9 protein-coding genes are annotated in these 8215 nt (G+C 77.0%); 5 read left to right on the top strand and 4 right to left on the bottom strand.

What is annotated here, in order from left to right:
- Positions 1-137 precede the first annotated feature (137 nt).
- The 5 genes from ACYVOF_RS05255 to ACYVOF_RS05235 all read left to right on the top strand — a co-directional run bounded on the left by ACYVOF_RS05255 (position 138) and on the right by ACYVOF_RS05235 (position 4849).
- On the top strand, positions 138-1049 hold the full coding sequence (locus tag ACYVOF_RS05255; protein WP_460864481.1) for a DUF58 domain-containing protein: 912 nt from the start codon (positions 138-140) through the stop codon (positions 1047-1049).
- Entirely contained in the window at positions 1046-2029 is a 984-nt protein-coding gene (locus ACYVOF_RS05250; RefSeq protein WP_460864472.1) for a VWA domain-containing protein, read from the top strand. The genes ACYVOF_RS05255 and ACYVOF_RS05250 overlap by 4 nt, the downstream gene beginning before the upstream one ends.
- Positions 2030-2111: 82 nt before the next feature.
- Positions 2112-2849 (top strand): 3-oxoacyl-ACP reductase FabG, encoded by a 738-nt coding sequence (fabG, locus tag ACYVOF_RS05245; RefSeq protein ID WP_460864471.1) that lies wholly within the window; start codon positions 2112-2114, stop codon positions 2847-2849.
- 102 nt (positions 2850-2951) lie between these two features.
- Positions 2952-3719 carry an enoyl-ACP reductase FabI gene (gene fabI, locus ACYVOF_RS05240; protein WP_460864470.1) on the top strand — a complete coding sequence of 256 codons (768 nt, stop codon included), beginning with the start codon at positions 2952-2954 and terminating at the stop codon, positions 3717-3719.
- Positions 3720-3784: 65 nt separating this feature from the next.
- Positions 3785-4849 carry a ferrochelatase gene (locus tag ACYVOF_RS05235; RefSeq protein WP_460864480.1) on the top strand — a complete coding sequence of 355 codons (1065 nt, stop codon included), beginning with the start codon at positions 3785-3787 and terminating at the stop codon, positions 4847-4849.
- An 18-nt stretch (positions 4850-4867) separates the two neighbouring features.
- Here ACYVOF_RS05235 and ACYVOF_RS05230 read toward each other — a convergent pair whose 3' ends face one another.
- Genes ACYVOF_RS05230 through ACYVOF_RS05215 form a run of 4 tightly spaced genes read right to left on the bottom strand, consistent with a single transcriptional unit; the run spans position 4868 to position 8193 of the window.
- A complete protein-coding gene (locus ACYVOF_RS05230) occupies positions 4868-5668 on the bottom strand; it encodes a hypothetical protein (RefSeq protein WP_460864469.1) in 801 nt (266 codons plus the stop codon).
- 37 nt (positions 5669-5705) lie between these two features.
- On the bottom strand, positions 5706-6242 hold the full coding sequence (locus ACYVOF_RS05225) for a DUF421 domain-containing protein (RefSeq protein WP_460864468.1): 537 nt from the start codon (positions 6240-6242) through the stop codon (positions 5706-5708).
- Complete coding sequence (locus ACYVOF_RS05220; protein WP_460864467.1) at positions 6239-7183, bottom strand: beta-carotene 15,15'-dioxygenase, Brp/Blh family; 945 nt, start codon at positions 7181-7183, stop codon at positions 6239-6241. The genes ACYVOF_RS05225 and ACYVOF_RS05220 overlap by 4 nt, the downstream gene beginning before the upstream one ends.
- The gene (locus tag ACYVOF_RS05215; protein WP_460864466.1) at positions 7180-8193 is read right to left on the bottom strand and encodes a bacteriorhodopsin; all 1014 of its coding nucleotides are present in this window, start codon (positions 8191-8193) and stop codon (positions 7180-7182) included. The genes ACYVOF_RS05220 and ACYVOF_RS05215 overlap by 4 nt, the downstream gene beginning before the upstream one ends.
- Between the last annotated feature and the right edge of the window lie 22 nt (positions 8194-8215).

The following is an 8215-nucleotide window of genomic DNA, read 5'->3' as shown; positions in this document are numbered from 1 at the left end:
GGCCCCGGGCCGGGCGGTCCCGGGCCCGGGCCCCAGCCGCAGGGTCCGCAGCCGCAGGGTCCCCGGCCGTCGTGAGCGCCCCGGGCGCCGCCCCGGCGTCATCGTCGAGCGGCGCGGCGCGGACCTCACCGCCCGCCCTGCAGGGCGGCACGCTCGACGACAGCAGCCTGGACACGGCGCTGCGCACCCTGGAGCTCAGCGTGCGCCGCCGCCTCGACGGGCTGCTGCAGGGCAACCACCTCGGCCTCGTGCCCGGCCCGGGCAGCGAGCCGGGGGAGGCGCGGCAGTACCAGCCGGGCGACGACGTGCGGCAGATGGACTGGTCGGTCACCGCCCGGACCACCGAGCCGCACATCCGGCAGACCGTCGCCGACCGCGAGCTCGAGACGTGGGTGGCCCTCGACCTCTCGCCGAGCCTCGACTTCGGCACGGCCGCGTGCGAGAAGCGCGACCTCGCGGTGGCTGCCGTCTCGGCCGTGACCCACCTGACCAGCGGCGGCGGCAACCGCATCGGGGCCGTCGTCACCACCGGCGCCTCGACGCACCGCGTGCCCGCCCGCGGCGGCACCGCCCACGCCCGGGCCCTGCTGCGCGACCTCGCCCGCACCCCGCGCGCGGCCGAGGGCACCCGCGGTGACCTGCCCGGGGCGCTGGAGCTGCTGCGCCGCCCGCCGCGCCGCCGCGGGCTCGTCGTCGTGGTCAGCGACTTCCTCGGCGAGATCGACTGGGAGCGGCCGCTGCGCGGGCTCGCCGCCCGCCACGACCTGCTGGCCGTGGAGGTGCTCGACCCCCGCGACCTCGAGCTGCCCGCCGTCGGGCGCGTGGTCCTCTCCGACCCCGAGTCGGGCCGGGTGCGCGAGGTCGACACCACGCCGCGGCTGCGCGCCGACTTCGCCGCCGCCGCGGCCGGGCACCGCGGCGAGGTCGAGGCCGCGCTGCGCCGCTGCGGCGCGCCCCGGCTGACGCTGCGCACCGACTCCGACTGGATCGCCGACACCGTGCGCTTCGTCGTCGCCCGCAAGCGCGGCTGGAGCGGGGGCTCGCGGTGAGCCTGTCCGGCTTCACGGCCCCGGTGTGGTTCCTGCTGCTCCTCGTCGTCGCCGCCCTCGGGGTTGGCTACCTGGTGGTGCAGCGGCTGCGGCGGCGCAACACGCTGCGCTTCACCAACCTCGCCCTGCTGGAGAGCGTCGCGCCGCGGCGGTCGACGCCCTGGCGGCACCTGCCCGCCGTGGTCCTGGTGCTCGCGCTGGTGGCGCTGACGGTCGCGCTCGCGGGCCCGACCGCCGAGCAGAAGGTGGCGCGCAACCGGGCCACCGTCGTCCTGGCCATCGACGTGTCGCTGTCCATGCAGGCCACCGACGTCAGCCCGAGCCGCATCGTCGCCGCGCAGGCGGCCGCCAAGAGCTTCGCCGACGGGCTCACCCCCGGGGTGAACCTGGGGGTGGTCGCGTTCGCCGGCACGGCCACCGTGCTGCTGAGCCCGACCACGGACCGGTCCGCGGCCAAGGCGGCCATCGACAGCCTGCAGCTCGCGGAGCGCACCGCGACCGGGGAGGCCATCTTCACGTCGCTGCAGTCGATCTCGACGCTGTCCGCGGTGCTGGGCGGGCAGGGCGGCGAGCCGGTGCCGGCCCGGGTGGTGCTGCTCTCCGACGGCAAGCAGACGGTGCCGGAGTACCCGGACGACCCGCGCGGCTCGTTCACCGCCGCCGCCGCGGCCAAGGAGGCCGGCGTGCCCGTCTCCACCATCTCCTTCGGCACCACCTCGGGCCGGGTCGGCATCGACGGCCGCACCACCCCGGTGCCGGTGGACGACGCGAGCATGCGGCGCATCGCCCAGCTCGCCGGGGGCGACTTCTACACCGCCTCCAGCGTGGCCGACCTCAGCGCGATCTACGACACCCTGGCCGAGCAGATCGGCTACGAGACCACCTTCGGCGACGCCAGCCGGCCCTGGCTGCTCACCGGGACGCTGCTGGCGGTGCTGGCCGCCGTCGGGTCCCTGGTGCTCACCCAGCGCCTGCCCTGAGACGTGGGTGGACCCCGCACGTCCGCGGCGGGGTCACGCCCACGGTGCGGGTCTACCCGTGGGTAGCCGCTAGGTTCGCCCCGTGCCCGAGACCACCCCGCCCGACCCCACCCCGACCGGCCGCAGCGTCCTCGTCACGGGAGGCAACCGCGGCATCGGCCTGGCCATCGCGACCGCCCTGCACGCCGCCGGGCACCGCGTCGCCGTGACCCACCGCGGGTCCGGGGCGCCCGAGGGGCTGCTGGGGGTGCGGTGCGACGTCACCGACACCGCCGCCGTCGACGCGGCGTTCAGCGAGGTCGAGGCCGCGCAGGGCCCCGTCGAGGTGCTGGTGTCCAACGCGGGCATCACCGAGGACACCCTGCTCATGCGGATGGCCGAGGAGCAGTTCACCGGGGTGCTGGACGCGAACCTCACCGCCGCCTACCGGGTGGCCAAGCGCGCCTCCCGCGGCATGCTCCGCGCCCGCTGGGGCCGGATGGTGTTCGTCGGCTCCGTCGTCGGGCTCTCCGGCGCCCCGGGCCAGGTCAACTACGCGGCGTCCAAGGCCGGGCTGGTGGGGCTCTCGCGCTCGGTGGCCCGCGAGCTCGGCAGCCGCGGCATCACCGCCAACGTCGTCGCCCCCGGCTACGTCGACACCGACATGACCGCCGCGGTGTCCGACGCCCGCAAGGCCGAGATCACGGCCAACATCCCGCTCGGCCGGCAGGCCCGGCCCGAGGAGGTGGCCAGCGCCGTGCGGTGGCTGGCCTCCGACGACGCCGGCTACGTCACCGGGGCCGTCATCCCCGTCGACGGCGGCATCGGCATGGGCCACTAGCCCCCAGCTCCCCCCAGCAGGTAGCGGGCTACCTGCGCTCCCAGGGCCCCGTACCGGACAGGTAGCCCGCTACCTGCGCCACGAACCACCGGAGGAACCACCGTGCCAGGACTGCTCGAGGGCAAGCGGCTGCTCGTGACCGGCGTCATCACCGACGCCTCCATCGCCTTCCACACCGCGAAGGCCGCCCAGGAGCAGGGCGCGACCGTCGTCCTCACCGGGTACGGCCGGATGCGGCTGGTCGAGCGCATCGCCCAGCGGCTGCCCCAGCCGGCCCCCGTGGTCGAGCTCGACGTGGCCGACCCCGAGCAGCTGGCCGGGCTGGAGGCCAAGGTCCGCGAGCACGTCGACGGCCTTGACGGCGTGGTGCACTCCATCGGGTTCGCCCCGCCCAGCTGCCTGGGCGCCCCCTTCCTGGACGCCCCGTGGGAGGACGTGGCCACCGCGGTGCAGGTCTCGGCCTACTCGTTCATGTCGCTGGCCAAGGCGACGCTGCCGCTGCTCGGCCCGGGCGGCTCCGTGGTGGGCATGGACTTCGACGCCCGCGTGGTGTGGCCGGCCTACAACTGGATGGGCGTGGCCAAGGCCGCCCTCGAGGGCGTGAACCGCTACCTCGCCCGCGAGCTCGGCCCGCAGGGCATCCGGGTCAACCTCGTGGCGGCGGGCCCCATCGGCTCGATGGCGGCCAAGTCGATCCCCGGGTTCGACCAGATCCAGGGCAGCTGGGACGAGCGCGCCCCGCTGGGCTGGGACACCACCGACCCGACGGTGGTCGCCCGGTCGGTGTGCGCGCTGCTGTCGGACTGGCTGCCCGCCACCACGGGCTCGATGGTGATGGTCGACGGCGGGGCGCACTTCCTGGGCATGTGAGGCATGTGACCCCGCGGGCGGGGCGCGCCGGGGCACGGGAGGATGGGGGGGTGACCGCCCCCGTGATGCCCGCCCCCGACGCGCTGCTCGTGCTCTCCTTCGGCGGACCCGAGGGCCCCGACGACGTGATGCCGTTCCTGGAGAACGTGACCCGGGGCCGGGGGGTGCCCCGCGAGCGGCTCGCCGACGTCGCCCAGCACTACCTGCACTTCGGCGGGGTGTCGCCGATCAACGAGCTCAACCGCGACCTCATCGAGGCGGTCCGCGGGGTGCTCGCCGGTGGCGGTCCCGCGCCCGACCTGCCCGTCTACTTCGGCAACCGCAACTGGCACCCGATGGTCGAGGCCACGCTGGCCGAGATGGCGGACGACGGGGTGCAGCGGGCGCTGGTGTTCCCCACCTCGGCGTGGGGCGGGTACTCCGGGTGCCGGCAGTACCACGAGGACATCGCCCGGGCCCGCGAGGCGGTGGGGGAGCGGGCGCCGGAGCTGGTCAAGCTGCGCCAGTTCTACGACCACCCGCTGTTCGTGGCCGCCGCGGCCGACGCGCTGCGCGCCGCCCGGGCCGAGCTGCCCGCCGACGTCCGCGACGCCGCGCGGGTGGTCTTCACCGCGCACTCGGTGCCGTCCTCGGCCGACGCGAGCGCCGGGCCCCCCGAGGAGGGCGGGCACCGCTACTCCCGGCAGGTCGCCGAGGCGTCCGCCCTCGTGGCCGCGGCGGCCGGGGTCGACGACTTCGACGTGGTGTGGCAGTCCCGCTCCGGCCCGCCGCAGGTGTCGTGGCTCGAGCCCGACGTCGTCGACCACGTCGAGGCGCTGCACGCCCGGGGCGTGCCCGGCGTGGTGCTCTGCCCAGTGGGATTCGTCTCCGACCACCTCGAGGTGGTGTGGGACCTCGACACCGAGGCCCGGGAGAAGGCCGAGGAGCTGGGCATGGCGTTCGCCCGCGCGGGCACGGCCGGGCCGGACCCGCGCTTCGCCGAGATGGTCGGCGAGCTGGTCGCCGAGCACACCACCACCACCGAGCCCCGCCGCCTCGGCCGCGAGGGCGCTGCGGGGTGCACCCGCAACGGGGAGCCCTGCGCGGTGCGCTGCTGCGAGCCGCTACGCCGCCCGACCCGCCCGGCGTAGCGCTCCCGGCCGGCCGGGTCAGCTCGCGGCGCGCCCGGCGGTGATGACGCGGACGGCCTCGACCACCGCGGCCCGGCGGGCGTCGCGCACCGCCGTCCACAGCGGACGGAGCAGGTCGTCGCGCCGGGCGGCCGCGCCGGCCGTGCGGGCACCCCCGGGCGAGTCCTGCTGCGCCGCAGCGAGGATGGCCGCGACCTCGTCGGCCTGGTCGAGCACCCGCAGGGCCCGGGGCGGCATCGCCGGCGGCCAGCCCAGTGACGGCCGCGCCCGCAGCACGGCGGCGATCCGGCCCCGCACGCCCGTCGCGTCGCCCCCGGCCACGTCCAGCTCCGCCATCGCCCGTGCGGTGTCGCGCACGGCCTGGCGCAGCCCGTGCTCGGCCTCGCCGAGGCCGACGTGGTCGGGCACCCGGGCGTCGCGCGGCACCGCGAAGGCCACCCAGCGCACCATCTCCTGGCCCTCGGGCACCGGCACCAGGCCCAGGCCCGCGCCCGGCGCCAGCACCCCCTGGCCCTGCGCCAGCGCGGCGGCGGCGAACTCGGTGCCCGGCGGCAGGCCGCGCACGTCGCCGGGCACGGGCAGCACCAGGTGCACCCCGTCGGGGGTGGCGGCGCGCAGCGCGGTGAACAGGGCTGCCGCCCCCACCGCCCCCTCGCCGGGCTCGGGCAGGCCGGTGGTGCCGGGGGCGACGCGGTCCCCGGCGTGGGCCCGCTGCAGGGGGGCCCAGGGGGTCAGCGCGTCGAGCACGTCGTCGGGCGCGGCCGCCCCCGCCAGCCAGGCGGACGCCCAGACGGTGAGGGTGGCGGAGCTGTTCGGCACGATCGCCGAGCATAGGTCCGCGGCGCGGGCGCCGCCGTCAGCCGTCCGTGCCGGGCCCGGGGTCGGCGTCGACGACCTCGGCCACCAGGGGCTCGCCGGTCGGGGCGTCGCGGCGCACCACGGTGAGCCGGCCCTCCGGCTCGTAGAGCACCCAGCGGAGCTCGGCCACGTTCAGCACGCCCCGGGTGCGCAGCTGGGAGTGCAGGTCCTCGCGGGTCAGCCGGCTGCGGCGCAGCTCGGGCTCGAGAACCACCCCGTCGCGGACCAGCACCCGCACCGGGTGGCGCAGCAGCCGGGCCACGGGCCGGCGCATCCGCAGCACGCTGAGCCCCCGGTGCGCGAGCAGGATGGTGACCAGCACGACCACCCCGGTCAGCAGCGGCTGGTCGGCCGCCAGCGCGGTGCGCCCGACGACGGCGCCGACCGCGACCGCGGCGACGACGTCGATGGTGGTCAGCTGGGCCAGCGTGCGACGCTCGCCGACGCGCAGCCCCAGCACCGCGACGACGACCATCACCGCCGCCTTGACGGCGGCCTCGACCAGCGCGACCACGCCGCCGTCGACCCAGGTCACGGCCGGGCCCGGTGATCGGCCAGCAGGCCCACCGCGGCGTGCGGCACGGTGACGGCCAGCAGCGCGGCGACCAGCGCGGTGGGCACCGACCAGCCGTCCTGCGACCACCGCGCCGCGACGACCCCGGCCAGCAGCAGCAGCGCGGCCACGGTCGGCGGCCCGGCCCGCAGGGCGAGCCGGCGGGCTGCCGTGCCGAGGTCGGCCCCGGCGCCGGCCTCGTCGAGCTGGCGGCAGGTCTGGCGCAGCGCGTGCCACCCGGCGAAGTACACCCCGAACGCCACCAGCGGGGGCAGCAGCGCGACGACCGCGGCCACCACCACGAGGCCGGCCACGGTCTGCCAGCGTCCGGCCCGCTGCGCGTCCCGCACCGCGAGCCCCGCGGCCAGGGCGACGACGGGGAGGCAGAGCAGCGCCACGGCGTGCACCGCCGCGCCGCGGCCGCCGGTGAGCGGGTCCAGCAGGGCGACGGTGTCCCCGGGCCGCAGCGCCAGCGGCACCACGACGGGCAGCCCGCCCAGGGCCAGGCCCAGCACCGCGGGCCGGGGGGCGGGGGTGCCCGCCCACGCCTCGAGCGCGACGTCGCCGCTGCCGAAGTGCAGCACCGTCAGGCTCAGCAGCACCAGCAGTGCGGGCAGCGGCCACCACCACCAGGCGGCGAACGCGAGCACCGCGGCGGCGAGGTACGCCAGGGCGACCCGGGCCTGCCGGAGCAGGCCGGCGTCGCCGACGGCGCGCCACACGTCGGCCGCCCCGTGGGGCAGGCCCAGCAGCAGGCCCGCCACGAGCACGCCCGGCCCGGCCCGGTGCAGCGCACCGGGCACGAGCACCGCCGCGGCGGCCGCGACGAGCAGGGCGGCGGCGAGGACCGCGACCGGCCCGAGGTGGGCACCCCGGGCCGGTCGCGGCGCGCTCCGCACCGCGGGGTGCGCGGTGGACGTCACCGCCGGTCGCGTGCCGCACCACGGCTGCGGTCGCCGTCGACCGTGCCGCTGCTGGTGCCGTTGGTGTGGCCGTTCCCGGCCGGGCGGGCGCCGGCGCCGACGAGCTCGCCCGGCGTGCTGACGAGGTGCCCGGAGATCCACACCTCGGCCGGGTAGGTGTCAGGCAGGCCGCCGACCTCGGTGACGGCGTCCTCGGCGGTGCGCAGCTTCGCCACCTTGTGGATCAGGACGCCGAACCCGACCTTGGCCGTGATGTCCGCCGCCGTGAAGGCGAGCTGGATCGTGGTGGCCCAGGCCGCGGAGCCGTCACCGGCCCACAGCGGGACCAGGTAGACGATCGGGTACACCCCGAAGACCGAGAGCAGCAGGATCGTGGCGTTGCGCAGGCTCACGCCGGCCTCGGCCCCGATGGTCGCGCGGGTCTCGCGCACGGCCCCGATGAGCACGGGGTAGAGCACGACGAAGAACACGGTCGACACGACGCCCCAGATGAGGAGCTCCGCGGTCGAGGCCGAGGACTGCCCGGCCGCGACGACGCCGAGGAACCCGGTGACGATCATGAGGAAGGCGGCGGCCACCCCGACGAGGCGCAGCGTGCGCACCCGCTGGCGGGCGAGGCTGCACACCGCGAGCAGCTCGACGACGAGGAGCGGGACGGTGACGGTCCAGTCGGTGTAGCGCAGGCCGGTGATGATCGTCCCCGGGGCGGGGGTGTAGCGGGTGCCGTCGGCGTTCGCGGAGTACTTCGTCAGGAACGTGACGACGAGCGCGAGGTAGGCCAGCGAGGCGATCCAGCAGATCAGCGCGCTGGCCAGCGAGGCGGGCCGGTACTTCTTCGACACCTCGTGGCGGGTGGCGAAGCTGTAGACGCCGGCGGCGAACAGGGCCAGGAACGCGACGACGAGCCCGTAGAGCACGAGCTCGTACTGCCAGCGCACCAGCGTGGCGGTGCCGGTGATCTCGGTGGTGGGTCCTTGCGGGCCCGCCGCGAGGACGAGGGGGTGGGACACGGTTCCTCCGGTGTCGGGGTCA

This window comes from Rhodococcus aerolatus (assembly GCF_054783215.1).
This window is presented reverse-complemented; position numbering and strand designations above follow the sequence as displayed.

Excerpts from the sequence above, each read along its gene's own strand:
- ACYVOF_RS05235 (WP_460864480.1), top strand. The coding sequence starts at position 3,785 with ATGCCCGCCCCCGACGCGCTGCTCGTGCTCTCCTTCGGCGGACCCGAG.